At 52.4% G+C, this 16,100-nt stretch carries 11 protein-coding genes; 10 read left to right on the top strand and 1 reads right to left on the bottom strand.

The window, feature by feature from the left end:
* The first annotated feature begins 51 nt into the window (after positions 1-51).
* From F7P81_RS01140 to F7P81_RS01095, 10 genes are all read left to right on the top strand, one after another.
* Complete coding sequence (locus F7P81_RS01140; protein WP_151158930.1) at positions 52-1,380, top strand: ATP-binding protein; 1,329 nt, start codon at positions 52-54, stop codon at positions 1,378-1,380.
* Between the two features lie 157 nt (positions 1,381-1,537).
* Entirely contained in the window at positions 1,538-1,984 is a 447-nt protein-coding gene (locus tag F7P81_RS01135) for a hypothetical protein (RefSeq protein WP_116089259.1), read from the top strand.
* Positions 1,985-2,127: 143 nt separating this feature from the next.
* Complete coding sequence (ccmI, locus tag F7P81_RS01130) at positions 2,128-3,336, top strand: c-type cytochrome biogenesis protein CcmI (protein WP_151158139.1); 1,209 nt, start codon at positions 2,128-2,130, stop codon at positions 3,334-3,336.
* Positions 3,337-3,398: 62 nt separating this feature from the next.
* Complete coding sequence (ccmE, locus tag F7P81_RS01125; RefSeq protein WP_116089257.1) at positions 3,399-3,836, top strand: cytochrome c maturation protein CcmE; 438 nt, start codon at positions 3,399-3,401, stop codon at positions 3,834-3,836.
* A 94-nt stretch (positions 3,837-3,930) separates the two neighbouring features.
* Positions 3,931-5,919 carry a heme lyase CcmF/NrfE family subunit gene (locus F7P81_RS01120; protein WP_151158137.1) on the top strand — a complete coding sequence of 663 codons (1,989 nt, stop codon included), beginning with the start codon at positions 3,931-3,933 and terminating at the stop codon, positions 5,917-5,919.
* Positions 5,916-6,428, top strand: a complete 513-nt coding sequence (locus tag F7P81_RS01115; protein WP_246176009.1) for a cytochrome c-type biogenesis protein — start codon at positions 5,916-5,918, stop codon at positions 6,426-6,428. Before F7P81_RS01120 ends, F7P81_RS01115 begins: the two co-directional genes overlap by 4 nt.
* A gap of 127 nt (positions 6,429-6,555) precedes the next feature.
* Positions 6,556-8,088: a Do family serine endopeptidase gene (locus F7P81_RS01110; protein WP_151158135.1), complete on the top strand. Its 1,533-nt coding sequence runs from the start codon at positions 6,556-6,558 to the stop codon at positions 8,086-8,088.
* A gap of 87 nt (positions 8,089-8,175) precedes the next feature.
* On the top strand, positions 8,176-8,886 hold the full coding sequence (locus F7P81_RS01105; RefSeq protein WP_022709997.1) for a response regulator transcription factor: 711 nt from the start codon (positions 8,176-8,178) through the stop codon (positions 8,884-8,886).
* Positions 8,883-10,301: a sensor histidine kinase gene (locus F7P81_RS01100; RefSeq protein ID WP_183956619.1), complete on the top strand. Its 1,419-nt coding sequence runs from the start codon at positions 8,883-8,885 to the stop codon at positions 10,299-10,301. The genes F7P81_RS01105 and F7P81_RS01100 overlap by 4 nt, the downstream gene beginning before the upstream one ends.
* A 186-nt stretch (positions 10,302-10,487) precedes the next feature.
* Positions 10,488-13,418: a bifunctional [glutamine synthetase] adenylyltransferase/[glutamine synthetase]-adenylyl-L-tyrosine phosphorylase gene (locus F7P81_RS01095; RefSeq protein ID WP_151158133.1), complete on the top strand. Its 2,931-nt coding sequence runs from the start codon at positions 10,488-10,490 to the stop codon at positions 13,416-13,418.
* Positions 13,419-13,420: 2 nt separating this feature from the next.
* Here the strand turns inward: F7P81_RS01095 and F7P81_RS01090 are convergent, their stop codons facing one another.
* Positions 13,421-15,805, bottom strand: a complete 2,385-nt coding sequence (locus tag F7P81_RS01090) for a PAS domain-containing sensor histidine kinase (RefSeq protein WP_151158131.1) — start codon at positions 15,803-15,805, stop codon at positions 13,421-13,423.
* Positions 15,806-16,100 lie beyond the last annotated feature (295 nt).

Raw genomic sequence — 16,100 nt, 5'->3', positions numbered from 1 at the left:
TTGCGCTCGCTGGCATTGCGTGTGGTAACGCTGTCAACATTATGGGTCATCATTGCCCTTGTTGTCGTTGCCACACTTATTCAGTCGCTCTATCGGGATGCGGCTGAGCGCAGTTTTCAAAGCCTTTTATCCGCGCATCTTTATAGTCTCGTCGGTGCGGTCAGTCTGACGCCGGAAGGTGAGCTTTACGGTAAGCCAGAGCTTGGTGAAATACGCTATGCCAGCGCTGATTCAGGCTGGTATTGGTCGGTTGATCCTGTGTCTGCAAGTGTGCGCGGGCATCTGGGTTCGGTTTCATTGGGCTCAAAAATAATTCCTGTAAAGTCGGTTTCTGAAGCACCTTTCGACCAGTCATTCATGCGCAGTTATGTCGTGCAAACCAGCACCGGCGAGGATCTTTCTGTCGTTGAAACAGAGGTTGTTCTCGACAGTACGGATAAAATTGCCCGTTTCCGCGTGATGGGTAATCTGAATGAGGTGAAAGAAGAAATCAGCGATTTCCGCAACCGGCTTTATATTTATCTGGGATTGTTCGGCCTTGGCAGTATTCTGATTAATGCGGCGATTATTCTGTTCGGTTTACGGCCGCTGGATCATGTGCGTCGCACGCTGGCGGATATCCGTGAGGGAAGAAGCAATCGTGTTGATGCGGACTTGCCTTTGGAGATCGCACCGCTCGCGCAGGAAATGAATGCCCTGATAGAAAATAACCACCGTATTGTAGAACGGTCGCGGACGCAGGTGGGAAATCTTGCACATTCTCTGAAAACGCCGCTTTCTGTGCTGATGAATGAAGGTCGCAATATTGGCGGCCGTCAGGGACAGCTGGTGATCGAGCAGAGTGACGCAATGCAGGTGCAGATCCAGCATTATTTACAGCGTGCACGCGTTGCAGCCCAGCGGGACAGTGTTGTGTTCAGGGCTCCGGTCACACCGGTGCTTGAGCGCATGATTCGTGTGACGGCTAAGCTTAATCCGCATTTGAAGGTTACTTTTTCCAATCAGTTTCCCGCTGCAATCTTTGCTGGTGAAAAAGAAGATCTCGAAGAAATCGTCGGAAATATTATGGAAAACGCGGCCAAATGGGGGCGTTCAAAAATTCATCTGTCGCTGCGAGCCGCTCAGAAACCGGATGCAGGTGAAGGGGCAAGCAATCAGTTTGAAATCCTGATCGAGGATGACGGAGAAGGTCTACCTGCGGATAAAATGGCTGAAGCCCTGAAACGCGGGAAGCGCATTGATGAAAGCAAGCCCGGTACAGGTTTGGGACTGGCAATTGTTCAGGATACGGTCAGGGAATATGGCGGGACTTTGGGGCTGAGTAAGGCATCTTTGGGTGGTCTTGCCGTGCAGATTACTTTGCCTGCAGTTTTAAGCTGAGCTTTGCTTTTAGCCGGTTTCAGGTATAAATGACCGCAGTCAGGCGCGATATTCCTGATTTTGTTTTGTGTTGAGATGTCAAGGGAATGATTGCAGAGTGTGCTTTCAGCAGTCATAATGCTCTGCAAAGCGTTGCTGACAGGATGTTAAATTGCTCATGAAGTCGTCTTCCGTAGGTACATTGCGTAAACTTACTTTTATTCTTCCGCTGTTTGCTCTGACAGCCTGCTCCACATTGAACGCTTCAACATCAGGTTCGCCATCCCGAAATCCGCTGGCCGGAGGATCGGTCAGCAATGCAGTGCTGGCGCCAATGGGAAATGGTATTCTGGGCTCTGCCGGTTCGCAGCTCGCAGCGTCTGACCGCAGGTCGGCAATCGAAGCGGAATATAAAGCACTGGAATATGCGCCGAAAGGTGAAGCGGTTTCATGGAAAGGGCGTTCTGGCAAAGCGTCCGGCGAGGTAACTGCTGCGCAGCCTTATCAGGTCGGTTCCCAGAATTGCAGACAATATAGCCATAGTTTTACCGTTGACGGAGCACCTCAGCTGGTGCGTGGCACTGCCTGCCGTAATGATGATGGTAGCTGGACACCGCTGACCTGATTTAGCCTCTGTGCAAAACTTAAATAAGGCAGGTTTTGCACAGAACTGAACTGCCGGACAGCTTTGCGGCCAAATGACCTATACCCTGATAATTTGCCAACAGGCAGTTGGTTTTGTCGGGCAGGTAGATTAAGTCTCCGGTCATGGATTTCTGGCTTGTTTCTGCACTTTTAACTTTCGCTGCAATTCTTATCGTCATGTTGCCTCTGACACGAAAAGATACCGTGTCCGTGGCTGAGGGCGAGGAAGACCGCTCGGTTTATATTCAGCAGCTGAAAGAGATTGATTCCGATCTGGCGCGTGGTCTGCTGGATGAGCAGTCGGCTGAACAAGCCCGACTCGAAATATCCCGTCGTATTCTTAAGAATGACCGTCGTATGACGGATGCGGCTGCAGGTGCTGAAGGCAAAGCTACGGGCGCTGCTGAAAAGAAATATCTGTTCAGTGCAAGCGACCGTTGGGCGATTATTCTTGTCTTATTGTTCATTCCAGCAGTCAGTTGGGGTGTCTATGCAGCAATCGGTACGCCCGATCTGCCTGCGCAGCCGCTGGCTGAACGCAAAAACACAATGATTCAGGATAAAAGCGCAGCCGAACTGATCGCACAGGCCGAAGCACATCTGGCAAAGACGCCGGATGATGGTCGTGGCTGGGCGATACTTGCGCCGATATATTTGCGCATTGGCCGCGTTGACGATGCCATTAATGCCTACCGCAAGGCTCTGGAACTGCTTGGTGATGATGTTGATCGTCTGATCGGTCTCGGGGAAGCTCTGACGATTAAAGCCAACGGGCAGGTCACTGAAGAGGCTCTTGCTCTCTTCGAAAAAGCCGGAACAATCGAACCGTCCGATATGCGTCCGCCTTTGATGAAAGCACGGGCATTGCTGCAGGCCGGTAAGCGGGATGATGCAATCAATGTCTTGCAGATCATTCTCAATACATCACCTGAAGATGCACAATGGCGCGCTGATATTGAGCAGACGATTGCCAATCTGAAATCAGGCGGCGCGGCTCCTTCAACTGCACCGTCGCAGGCTACGCAGACACCGGCAGTTCAGGCACCAGGTCCGACAGCTGAAGATGTAGAGGCTGCTGCCGCCCTGAGTGAGCAGGGGCGGAAAGATATGATCCGTTCCATGGTGGATGGTCTGGCTGCAAAACTACAAGATAACCCGACGGATATTGATGGCTGGGAGCGTTTGCTGCGCGCATATGTCGTGCTTGGTGAGCGTGATAATGCTGCCGAAGCTTTGCGAAAAGCTGTTAAAGTTCTGCCGGAAAATGACGGGAAGCGTCTTACACAGGTCGCCTCCCGGTTAGGACTGGATACGACGGGAGTTCAGAAGTGACCCATAGTCAGTTATCGGCATCACCCTCTGCAGAAAACCACACGCCGCGGGTTTCACAGGTTATGCGCAACCGCAAACGCAAGCGCCTGATTTTGATCTCCGGTGCCATGGCCGTTTTGGCGCTGGCTATTGGTCTGGTTCTGATCGCTTTCAGTCAGGATATTCGCTATTTCCGTACGCCTGATGATGTGACAGCAGAAGATATTGCATCGGGTGCGCGTTTTCGTCTTGGTGGTCTGGTTGAGGCCGGTACGGTAGTACGCGGCGCGGATAAGCATGTGCAATTTGCCGTCACAGACACGCTGAAACAGGTGACAGTCACCTATGAAGGTATTTTACCTGATCTGTTCCGTGAGGGGCAGGGCGTTGTCGCAGAAGGCCGTTTTACGCCCGATGGTGTTTTTATCGCAGATAATGTTCTGGCAAAGCATGACGAAAATTACATGCCGAAAGATGTTGCAGACAGTCTGAAAGAAAAAGGTGTCTGGGAAGGGAACTAAGCTGCTCTTAAGCAGGCTTTGTTTGAAACCCCATTCCAAAAGCTGAATATTGCGTGTTTCGGATGCGCAATATTCAACAGGCAGGATAAATAGAATGAGCGTTGAAATCGGACATTTCGCACTGGTACTGGCACTGGCTTTGGCCTTGGTGCAGTCCTTTTTGCCGATCATCGGAGCAAAACGGAATGATTCCCGATTGATGAGCGTTGCAGAACCTTGTTCTGCGGCCGTGTTTGCACTGGTTCTGTTATCGTCAGCAATGCTGGTCCATGCCTATGTTACTTCTGATTTCTCAGTGCTTAATGTGGTTGAAAACTCCCACTCGCTGAAGCCTTTACTGTTTAAAATTACCGGTGTTTGGGGCAATCACGAAGGCTCGATGATGCTCTGGGTGCTGATCCTGACATTTTTCAGTGCGCTGGTTGCAGTCTTTGGCAGTAATCTTCCGAACACATTGCGGGCAAATGTTCTGGCTGTGCAGGGATGGATTGCGACGGCATTCTTAAGCTTCATTCTTTTCACATCCAATCCGTTTATCCGGATTATTCCGGCACCGATTGAAGGACAGGATCTCAATCCTATCCTGCAGGATATCGGCCTCGCCATTCATCCGCCAATGCTTTATCTCGGCTATGTCGGCTTTTCAGTTTGTTTTTCCTTTGCTGTTGCTGCGCTGATTGACGGTCGCATTGATGCCGCATGGGCACGCTGGGTACGGCCTTGGACGCTGACCGCGTGGATTTTTCTGACCGGCGGTATCTCAATGGGCTCTTACTGGGCTTATTATGAACTGGGCTGGGGCGGCTGGTGGTTCTGGGATCCGGTTGAAAACGCATCTTTCATGCCATGGCTGATCGGTACTGCGCTTCTGCATTCCGCGATTGTGATGGAAAAACGCGGCGCTTTGAAAATCTGGACGATTTTGCTGGCTCTGCTGACATTCTCGCTGTCATTGCTTGGTGCATTCCTTGTCCGCTCAGGCGTGCTGACTTCGGTACACAGCTTTGCCACCGATCCGGGACGCGGCTTGTTCATTCTCGCTATTCTGGTGTTCTTCATCGGCGGTTCACTGGCGCTATTTGCCTTGCGCGCACAGACATTGACGACCGGAACCATGTTCCAGCCGGTTTCGCGTGAAGGCGCACTGGTGCTCAACAATCTGTTCCTGAGCACGGCCACGGCAACTGTGCTGATCGGTACGCTTTATCCGCTTTTGCTTGAGGCAATGACCGGAACCAAGATTTCCGTCGGCGCTCCGTTTTTCAATATGACTTTCGGCCCGCTGATGATTCCGCTGCTGGCCGCCGTACCATTCGGCCCGCTGCTGGCATGGAAACGCGGCGATCTCTATGCGGTGGCACAGCGTCTGATGTGGGTTTTTGGCCTGTGTCTCCTGAGCGTGGGACTGGTGCTTATTCTGATTGATCCGCGCGCTGTCTGGGCTGCTTTCGGTATTGGTCTGGGTCTGTGGGTTATTCTTGGCAGCCTGATGGATATCGTGGCCAAAGCCGGTTTTGGCAAGGTTGAGCTTTCGCGGGCATTCCCGCGTTTGTTGGGACTGCCGCGTTCGGTATTTGGTACTGCATTGGCGCATATGGGGCTTGGCATTACCTTGCTGGGTATCGTGATTGTGTCCAGTTTCGGTACGGAACAGGTTGTCACTATGAAACAGGGAGAAACGGTTGCTTTCTCCGGTTATCAGTTGCGCTATGATGCGCAGCAGCCTTTTTCCGGTTCAAACTATACGGAAGATCAGGGGCTGTTCTCTCTGCTCGACAGCAGCGGCAATACAATCGGCAATGTCATGGCTGCAAAGCGTTTTTATCCGGCGCGTAATATGCCGACGACGGAAGCCGGTATTCTGACTCGTGGCGTTAATCAATATTATGTTGCGCTGGGCGATGCTCTGGAAAATGGCGGCATGGTCGTGCGCCTCTGGTGGAAGCCATCGGTCACGCTGATCTGGCTTGGTACGGTTGCTATGGTTCTTGGCGGGCTCTTGTCTCTGATGGATAGACGTCTGCGTGTCGGTGCTCCGGCCAGAGCTAAAAAGACGGTGAAAGCAGTAAGCGGGGTGGCATGATGAGCCTGTTGAAAAATCTGTGCAGCCGTTCCTTCTGCATCTTGCTTATTGCTGTGAGCATCGCCGCCGGTAGTATTCTGACTGCAAATGTTCAGAAAGCATGGGCGGTTAATCCGGATGAAGTTCTGGCTGATCCTGTGCTGGAAAAACGTGCGCGTGATCTGTCTGCCGGTTTGCGGTGCATGGTGTGCCAGAACCAGTCGATTGATGATTCCGATGCCGATCTGGCGCGTGATCTGCGTTTGCTGGTGCGTGAGCGTCTGGTACAGGGCGACAGCGACGAACAGGTTATTGATTTTCTGGTGTCGCGTTATGGCGAGTTCGTGCTTCTCAAACCGCGTCTCGACAAGCAGACAATCATCTTGTGGAGCTTCCCTGTCATTATTCTGATTATTGGTATCAGCACTATCTGGTTTTCACGTCGTAAGGCCGGCAGCACGGAGCCACAGATTGTTCCGCTGAATGACGAGGAAAAACAACGTCTTCAAAATCTTCTGGACGGCAAATAACCGGAATTTCGTAACCTTACGAAAAATTCATGTTTCAGAAATTATCCGGTAATGTTCGGTAAGCTATCTCTTGTGAGGAATAGTTGATAATCTTTAGCTGGTTATCTGCCCTCTCAGGAGATATTTTATGTCTGATATTAAGTCATCTTCCCGTCGTCCGCTGACCCGCATTTTCTTGTCCGCCGCTCTGGCCGGTACAATTCTGGCGACTGGCCCTCTGGCATTGATCTCGTCTGCGCAGGCAGCTCCGGTCAGCGTGACTGCTCAGGCTCAGCCTGGTTTTTCTGAACTGGTTGAAAAAGTTCGCCCTGCCGTTGTGAGTGTGCGCGTGAAAAGCGATGTGCAGAACACACGCAATGATCGCACCCAGTATTTTGGCGGTAATGGTCTTGACCAGTTGCCGGACGGCCATCCTTTAAAGCGCTTCTTCAAAGAATTCGGCAATCCTTATGGTCCTGATGGCGAACAGGCGCGCCCGAATAAGCGCCAGAAGCGCGGTGACCGCGGTCATGCCCGTCCATTTGCTCAGGGCTCAGGCTTTTTCATTTCTGAAGACGGCTATGTCGTCACCAATAACCACGTTGTGACAGACGGTGATTCATTCTCCGTTGTGATGGATGACGGTACTGAACTTGATGCCAAGCTGATCGGCACTGATGCCCGTACAGACCTTGCCGTGCTGAAAGTCGATGATAAGCGCAAATTCACTTACGTTGCTTTTGATGATGACAGCACTGTCAAAGTCGGGGACTGGGTTGTCGCCGTAGGTAATCCGTTCGGCCTTGGCGGCACTGTGACTGCCGGTATTGTTTCTGCCCGTGGCCGTGATATCGGTGCAGGTCCTTACGATGACTTCATCCAGATTGATGCGGCGGTAAACAAGGGTAACTCCGGCGGCCCTGCTTTTGATCTGACCGGTAAGGTTGTCGGTATTAACACCGCGATCTTCTCGCCATCGGGCGGCAGTGTTGGTATTGCCTTTGCAATTCCGGCATCCACTGCAAGCAAGGTTGTTGATCAGCTGATTAAGAAGGGTTCGGTTGAGCGCGGCTGGATCGGTGTGCAAATTCAACCGGTGACCAAGGAAATCGCAGATTCGCTCGGTCTTGCAGAAGATAAAGGCGCAATCGTTGCCGAACCACAAGCTGATGGTCCTGCCGCTAAAGCGGGTATCGTTGCCGGTGATGTGATTACGGCAGTGAATGATGAGACCGTGAAAGATCCGCGTGATCTGGCTAAGAAAGTTGCTGCGATCAATCCGGGCGAAAAAGCCAGCCTGACGATCTGGCGCAAGGGCAAGGCTGAGACTGTCAGTATTGAAATCAAAGCCTATCCGGATGATCAGAAACAGGGTGACAAGAGCGCTGCTACATCATCGGGCGAGAGTGAAACCCTTGATGATTACGGCCTCACAGTCACACCGGATGACAGCGGTAAAGGCGTTGTTGTAACCGATGTTGATCCTGACAGCGATGCTGCTGACAAGGGTATGCGCGCAGGTGATACAATTGTGACCGTGAATAATAAGGATGTGAAATCCGCATCTGACATTAACGCAGCGATTAAAGATGCTGTGAAGAACGGACGCAAGGCAGTTCTGCTGCAGGTTCAGCGTAATGGCCAGAACAGCTTTGTTGCTCTGCCGGTTGATCAGGGCTGATCTGTTCTGATAGGTTGAAATAAGAAAAGGCGGTGCTTGAACAGTGCCGCCTTTTCAAACATTTACACTCTGCTTTGAGGGTTGCTGATGCGTATTTTGATTATTGAAGATGACCGCGAAGCGGCACGGTATCTGGAAAAAGCTTTTGCTGAAGCCGGACATATTGCTGATGTCGCCGGTGATGGCGAAACCGGCTATACGCTGGCAGAGAATAATCATTATGACGTGCTGATAATTGACCGAATGCTGCCGAAGCGTGACGGGCTTTCTGTCATCGCCGGATTGCGCGCACAGGGGCAAACCACACCGGCGCTCATTCTTTCAGCTCTGGGGCAGGTGGATGACCGTGTGACAGGCTTGCGTGCAGGCGGTGATGATTATCTCACCAAGCCTTATGCATTTTCGGAGTTGCTGGCGCGGGTTGAGGTTTTGCAGCGCCGTGTCAGCCCGAAAGAGGCAGATACAGTTTACCGTGTTGGTGATCTGGAACTCGACCGTCTTTCCCATACGGCACGCCGTGCCGGTACCGAGATTAATTTACAGCCGCGCGAATTCCGCCTGCTGGAATATCTGATGCGCCATGCGGGGCAGGTGGTAACCCGTACCATGTTGCTCGAAAATGTCTGGGATTATCACTTCGATCCGCAGACCAATGTGATTGATGTTCATATTTCGCGCCTGCGCTCCAAAATCGAAAAAGATTTTGACGAGCCTTTACTGCATACCGTGCGCGGAGCCGGTTATATGCTGAAGGCGGGAACATCCGCAGCCAAATCCAAAGTGGCGGACAGCCAATGATGAACCGGCTGAGCGCCTTGCTGAGCACGACAGCCGTCCGGCTGTCGGCTTTATATTTGTTGCTGTTTCTGCTCAGTGCAATGGCGCTGTTTTTCTACATGACCAACCTGTCGGTCAATTTTCTGACTGCGCAAACACAAAAAGCATTGCTCGATGAAGTGACAAGCGTCACGCAGTCTTATGAGCGCGGTGGTATTCCGCTGCTGGTGCGCACGATTGACCGGCGCTCCCGCCAGCCCGGTGCTTTTCTTTATCTGATTTCTGATCCTACAGGGCGTATTCTCTCCGGCAATGTGGAGAGCCTTGAACCGGGCGTGCTGGATATTAGCGGCATGTCAGACCGGCCATTCACCTATATGCGCTATGGCGAACAGGGCAATGCCGAGAAGCACAAGGCAATTGCCATTGTCTTCGCTATCCCGAATGGTATGCGTGTTCTGATCGGCCGCGATCTGAGCGAGCCGGAACTGTTCCGCGATATTATGCGCCGTGCTTTGGTGTTGGCGCTGGGTATCATGGGAATTGGCGCTTTCCTGATCTGGTATTTTGTCGGTCGCAGGGCGTTGTTACGTCTCAAACAGGTGTCGAGTTCCTCACAACGCATTATGGCTGGTGATCTGGGTGAACGTCTGCCGGTTAGCGGTTCAGGCGATGAGTTCGATCGGCTGTCGATCAATCTGAACGCCATGTTGGGGCGGATTGAAGAACTGAATGACGGGCTGAAACATGTCTCGGACAATATCGCCCATGATCTGAAAACGCCGCTGACGAGACTGCGTAATAAGGCGGAAGCCACACTTTCAGGCCAGAAGGACAACACGGAATATCGCGCGGCTCTGGAAGATATTATTGCCGAATCCGATCAGCTGATCCGCACGTTTAATGCGATCCTGATGATCTCGCGCCTTGAGGCCGGTTACTCATCCGAGAATATGGAAGTGCTGCCGGTCAATCCGATCCTGCATGATGTGGCAGAGCTTTATGAGCCGGTTGCGGAAGATGCGGGACTGGAGCTTGTGGTTGAAGCCGGTGCGGATATCAGCCTGCGGATCAATCGTGAGCTGGTTGGCCAGACCATTTCTAATCTGATTGATAATGCGATCAAATATTCACCAGTCGCGGATGAGGGCGGTGAAAACCGGACAAAAATCACCGTGGCGATGAAGCAAGAAGGCGATCAGATATTAATCAGCGTTGCCGATCAGGGCGCGGGTATTCCGGAGGCGATGCGCGAGCAGGCGACCGAGCGTTTTGTGCGCCTTGAGGAAAGCCGCACGCAACCGGGCTCCGGTCTTGGACTCAGCCTGGCAAAAGCGGTGATGAAACTGCATGGCGGTAGTTTGATGCTGGAAGATAATTCACCGGGATTGCGGGTTGTTCTTGCTTTTCCTGCCCTGCCTGAGACAAAACAGTAATCAGGTAGGAATCTGTAGCGCATCCCGAAAAGTGCGTAGCGGTTTTCGGATAAGATGCGCGTGGAAACAGGAACGCATCCCGAAAAGTGTGTAGCGGTTTTCGGATAAGATGCGCGGCAACAAAGGGACAGAGCATTTCTTCTGTTTTAATTGAAACGAGAAATGCTCTGGGGGTGGAATTGCAGCATGACCGGTGTTTTGTTTTTTGATAGTTCGCTGAAATCTCTGACAGTTCCCGATCAGCAACAGGCAAAGATTTACCTGCAAAATTTAACAAGAGCGGCGGCGGAGCGCGGATGCAGTGCTCTGAGCCGCTATCTGAAAACCGCAGATGAAACCGGATTTTTGGCAGCAATTCTCGATTGCTCATCCTTCTTGAGGGAAGTGACAGAAACCTGTCCTGAAATTCTGGAAAGCCTGTTTGCTGCACCACTTGATGTACTGCTGGCACAGGCATTGGAGCAGATTGCTGCTCTGGGTATTGATCCGGAAATGACGGAAAATCGCTTGATGACGGAACTGCGCCGTCTCAAGAAAACTGCCCATGTGCTGATTGCGCTCGATGATCTGGCAGGCTTTGCCGATGTGATGCAGACCACCAATCGCCTGAGTGATCTCGCAGAGGCCAGCCTGCGCGCTGCCGTACAATTCCTGCTGCTTGAAAGTGATGCAAAAGGCAAGCTGGCTTTGCCTGATCGTAACGACCCTGAAAAAGACAGTGGGCTGATTGTGCTCGGTATGGGTAAGTTCGGCGCAAGAGAACTGAATTATTCTTCCGATATTGATTTGATTATTTTTATCGACAGTGATCGTCCGGCCATTACCGACCCTTACGAATGTGTTGATCTGTTCTCACGCATGGCGCGGCGGCTGGTCAAGATTTTGCAGGACAGAACGGCGGACGGCTATGTCTTCCGTGTTGATTTGCGTCTGCGTCCTGATCCGGGGGCAACGCCGCTGGCTATTCCGGTGAGTGCAGCACTGCATTATTATGAGGGGCGCGGCCAGAACTGGGAACGCGCGGCGATGATTAAAGCGCGTCCTGTTGCCGGTGATATTGCCTCAGGTGAGCAATTTATCAAAGAACTTGCACCCTATGTCTGGCGCAAATATCTCGATTATGCGGCGATTGCCGATATCCATTCGATCAAACGTCAAATCCATGCGCATCGCGGCCATGGTGATATTGCTGTGCGCGGCCATAATGTGAAACTCGGGCGTGGCGGTATCCGCGAGATCGAATTTTTCGTGCAGACCCAGCAGCTGATTGCAGGCGGGCGTTTTCCTGAATTGCGCGGCTCGCAGACACTGGCGATGCTGACCAAGCTCTACGAGCGTGGCTGGGTGGGTGAAAATGCCCGCGATCAGCTGAGCCGCAATTATCAGTTTCTGCGCAATGTTGAACACCGGATTCAGATGGTGGCCGATGAACAGACGCATATTCTGCCGGAGGATGATGAAGGTTTCAGCCGCATCGCTTCAATGATGGGCTATCCGGATAATGAAAGCTTCACAGCGGAGTTTTTGGCCGTTCTGCGCACTGTTGAAAAACATTATGCAGCATTGTTTGAGCAAGCGCCGGAACTTGGCAGCAGCGGCGGCAATCTGGTCTTTACCGGTGAAACGGATGACCCTGATACGCTGCAAACCCTGTCACAGCTTGGCTTTGAGCGCCCGAGTGATATTTGCCGGATCATCCGCACATGGCATTTTGGCCGTTACCGCGCAACGCAAACGGCCGAGGCGCGTGAACGCTTAACGGAACTCACACCAGCCTTGTTGAATGCCTTTGCAGCAACCGAGCGTGCCGATGATGCACTGCTGCGTTTTGACGGATTTCTGCAAGGCCTGCCATCCGGTATCCAGCTTTTCAGCCTGTTGCAGTCCAATCCGGCGCTGCTCAATCTGCTGGTTCTCGTGATGAGCGCAGCACCGCGTCTGGCCGAAATCATTACCCGTAAGCCGCATGTCTTTGACGGTATGCTCGATCCGCGCATTTTCTCGGAACTGCCAACGCGCAGCTATCTCGAAGAGCGGTTGGATACGTTCCTCACTCATGATGAACCTTATGAAGAAACGCTCGACCGTTTGCGTATTTTTGCGGCCGAACAGCGGTTTCTGATCGGCATTCGCTTGCTGACCGGCGCGATTGACGGTGTGCGTGCGGGCAGGGCTTTCTCTGATCTGGCCGAGCTGATGATCGATCGTGCGCTGAGTGCGGTGATGAAGGAATTCACCATCCGTCATGGCCAGATTGCCGGTGGGCGTATTGCAGTGCTGGCGATGGGAAAACTGGGAAGCCGCGAACTCACCGCCGGTTCCGATATTGATATCATCCTGCTCTATGACCACGATGCGGATGCTGATTATTCAGACGGCGAGAAGCAGCTTGCCGCATCGCAATATTATATCCGCCTGACACAGCGCCTGATCGCGGCATTGTCCGCACCTATGGCGGAAGGCGTGCTTTATGAAGTGGATATGCGCCTGCGCCCAAGCGGCAATAAAGGGCCGGTGGCAACCCATATTGAGGCTTTCGGTAAATATCAGCGCAATGATGCATGGGTATGGGAGCATATGGCGCTGACCCGCGCCCGCGCCATTGCCGGTGACCAGTCCTTCCGCGACAAGATTGATGCGGAGGTCGATGCTATTCTCGCTATTCCTTCAGAGGTGAAAAAGACCGCGAAGGAAATGACCGATATGCGCGCGCTGATTGCCAGTGAAAAACCACCCCGTGACAATTGGGATTTGAAACTGCGTTCCGGCGGTTTGATTGATCTGGAATTTATCGCGCAGTTTGCAGTACTCACAGGGCAGGTGGCAACTGATATCCGTCACACTTCCACAGAGCTAAACTTGCGGCATCTGAAGCCGGATTTTTCCAGTCCTGCACTGGCCGAGGAACTGGCCACAGCCCATCATTTCTACAGCAATCTCACGCAGATCATTCGACTGTGTGTGTATGATAATACGGGGCGGAAGGATTATCTGCCGGGCTTGCTGGAATTGCTGTGCCGCGCTGCTGAATTACCGGATATTGCGCATGTCGAGCATCAGCTGGATCAGACGACAGATACCGTGGCCAAAGCCTTTAAACAATTGCTTAAAGGCTGATCTCACGCGGCAACATCATTGCTGATCTGGTTTGTACCGGCAGGCACAACGCGGTCAGGAATGCGTACAGAAACAATGGTGCCCACACCTTCTGTCGAGCAGATGCGCAGGGCACCATTATGCAACTCAGCCAATGAGCGTGAGATAGCAAGACCAAGGCCGGAGCCTGTATGGGTCTTGGTGAATTGGTTTTCTACCTGTTCAAACGGATGGCCGAGCTTCTTCAGCGCATCACGCGGAATACCGCAGCCGGTATCTTTAATGGTGAGGATCAGCGCACCATTGGTCTTGCGGGCGCGCACCAGAATGCGGCCGCCGTCACCGGTGAACTTCACTGCATTGGACAGAAGATTAATCAGCACCTGCTTGATCGCACGGCGGTCAGCGCTGGCGGTGATCGTGTCGGCAATGCTGGTTTCAACCGCAATATGCTTCTGCTCTGCCTGCAGAGAGATCACGCGCACGGTCTCTTCAATCAGCGGATAAAGATCAATCTCTTCGCGATCCAGAGAGAAATGACCGGCTTCAATCTTCGACATATCGAGAATGTCATTGATAACATTGAGCAGATAATTGCCACTGGTATGAATGTCGTGAATATATTCCGCATAACGTTCGGAGCCAAGCGGGCCGAATGTGCCTGCCGAGATCATTTCAGAGAAGCCGATAATCGCATTGAGCGGCGTACGCAATTCATGGGACATATTGGCAAGGAATTCGGACTTGGCACGGTTCGCGCTTTCCGCGCGCTCCTTTTCCGTCGCATATTTGGAGGCCAGTTCTGACAGCTCGCGCACGCGGTCTTTCTCCGCTTTACGGGCAAGGCTCAGATCCTGAATGGTCGCCATCAGACGGCGCTCACTATCCACCAGACGTTCCTGATGCAGCTTCAGCTGGGTAATGTCTGTACCAACCGATACCAGACCACCGTCCTGTGTGCGGCGTTCGTTGACCTGCAGCCAGCGGCCGTCGCCAAGCTGGCGCTCGAAAGTCTGCGCACCACTGCGGTCATTTTCATTGGCCATGCGGCGTTCAAAAGCGGCAGGACGCAGCAGCGGCTGAATATCTTCGCGCGTTACACCGGCTTTCAGTGCTGTGGCAGGCAGGCCTGCATATTCATTATACTTGCCGTTGGACATAACCAGACGACTCTCGGCATCCCAGAGAACGAAAGCCTCGGAAATGCTTTCAATCGCTTCACGGATACGCAGATCGGCTTCTGCTGTCGCCTGCGCAAAGCGGTGCTGTTCGCTGACGTCAAAAGCAATACCAACCAGATGCACATCACCTTCATTGGCGATTTCCGCACGTACGCGCATCCACACCCAATAGCCGTCGGCATGGCGCATACGCAGCACTTTATCGACCTGACGCAATTCGCCGGACATAACCTGCGTGGCGATTTCGTAGAGATCACCATCCACCGGATTAACAATCGCGGCTACATCGCCAAAGGACAGCACACTGTCTACCGCTTCATAGCCGAGCATTTCATACATTGAGCGCGACCAGTACATGCGTCCGCGCGCCATATCCCAGTCCCAGAGACCGCAGCGTCCGCGAGCCAGTGCCAGATCAATCCGCTTTTGAATCTGATGGGAGAAATCATCGGCATCGCGGGCACGCGCTGCCTGAGAGAAATAAGCGTAAAGAATAGCCAGCAACACGCCGGCAGTCGCAGCAAACAGCGTAATATTCAGCGAGAGAACCTGTCGCCAGTCTTTAAAAATTGCTTTTTCAGTGTTGAAAGTCAGAACAGAAAAGGCACCGGCCGCAGCAGCCTGCACATTCTGCGGTTCAACTTTTTCAGCGGCTGCAAAAGCAGCTTCACTGCGATATTTGACAGGCAATACACCGGCGCGGCTGCCAAACATCAAGAGCGGCTGTGCTTCGGTGAACAGCGTCTCGGCCTGAATGCCGAGCAATTGACGGCCGCTCAGAGCGGCAACGATCTTTGAGTTTTCATCGAGAATGGCAAGTTCAAGATCTGCATTAATCAAGCCCTGCGAACGCAGTTCAACCAGTAAATTCTGGATGGAACTATAGTCACCGTCGCTGTCCGCAGGCGGTACAGATTCAATCTGTTTTTGCAGCTTCGAAGCGACATGCGCGGCAGTCAGCGCCATTTGGTGGCGGGCATCGCTTTCGATCTCGTCACGCTGATTGAGCAGCGACAACATGCGCGCACCGGCGAGAATAATCAGAAAAGCAATAATCAGCACCGGCACGACGCGGCGCAGCAACGGCTCAAGGGAAAGGAGCTTGCGGTAGGCAGGGCCCGACAACAGATAAACATAGCCGGAAAGCTTGAAACGCTTGCGCTGGCTTTGTCTTTCTGAGGTGTAACGGACACCATTCGGCGCGCGGTACGCGTCGGTATTTGCCATCCTGTGGCCCCTCATCTGAGTGGTTGCTTTTGAAGTGATTCGGGGTGAGAAATCCGAATAACCCTAATGAATCAAATGTGATTCGCTGTGTCCAGTGCTTTTAATTAATAATTAATAAAAAACCTGCGCCGATTCGAAGGTGATTCGATCAGTTTTCGGAAGGTGACACGTGAGGTCAGTGCTGCATGATTCTGATTTGATTCAGAAATACACTGCTGTTCAGTCTTTATCGTAAAACATTGTGTTCTTTTTAAAGCGTTTCCCGAAATGCAGAAGACGAGTGCGGAAGTTCTGA

This window comes from Pseudochrobactrum saccharolyticum, assembly GCF_008801715.1.
In the GTDB taxonomy this organism is placed as follows: Bacteria; Pseudomonadota; Alphaproteobacteria; order Rhizobiales; family Rhizobiaceae; genus Pseudochrobactrum; species Pseudochrobactrum saccharolyticum.
The sequence above is the reverse complement of the archived record's forward strand: the minus strand, read 5'-3'. Positions and strand labels throughout refer to the sequence as shown.

Bases quoted from the DNA above. Each gene is read 5' to 3' on its own strand.
- F7P81_RS01115 (WP_246176009.1), top strand. From the start codon at position 5,916: ATGATGAGCCTGTTGAAAAATCTGTGCAGCCGTTCCTTCTGCATCTTG.
- F7P81_RS01135 (WP_116089259.1), top strand. From the start codon at position 1,538: ATGAAGTCGTCTTCCGTAGGTACATTGCGTAAACTTACTTTTATTCTT.
- F7P81_RS01110 (WP_151158135.1), top strand. From the start codon at position 6,556: ATGTCTGATATTAAGTCATCTTCCCGTCGTCCGCTGACCCGCATTTTC.
- F7P81_RS01095 (WP_151158133.1), top strand. From the start codon at position 10,488: ATGACCGGTGTTTTGTTTTTTGATAGTTCGCTGAAATCTCTGACAGTT.
- F7P81_RS01120 (WP_151158137.1), top strand. From the start codon at position 3,931: ATGAGCGTTGAAATCGGACATTTCGCACTGGTACTGGCACTGGCTTTG.
- F7P81_RS01090 (WP_151158131.1), bottom strand. From the start codon at position 15,805: ATGGCAAATACCGACGCGTACCGCGCGCCGAATGGTGTCCGTTACACC.
- F7P81_RS01100 (WP_183956619.1), top strand. From the start codon at position 8,883: ATGATGAACCGGCTGAGCGCCTTGCTGAGCACGACAGCCGTCCGGCTG.
- ccmE (WP_116089257.1), top strand. From the start codon at position 3,399: ATGCGCAACCGCAAACGCAAGCGCCTGATTTTGATCTCCGGTGCCATG.
- F7P81_RS01105 (WP_022709997.1), top strand. From the start codon at position 8,176: ATGCGTATTTTGATTATTGAAGATGACCGCGAAGCGGCACGGTATCTG.
- ccmI (WP_151158139.1), top strand. From the start codon at position 2,128: ATGGATTTCTGGCTTGTTTCTGCACTTTTAACTTTCGCTGCAATTCTT.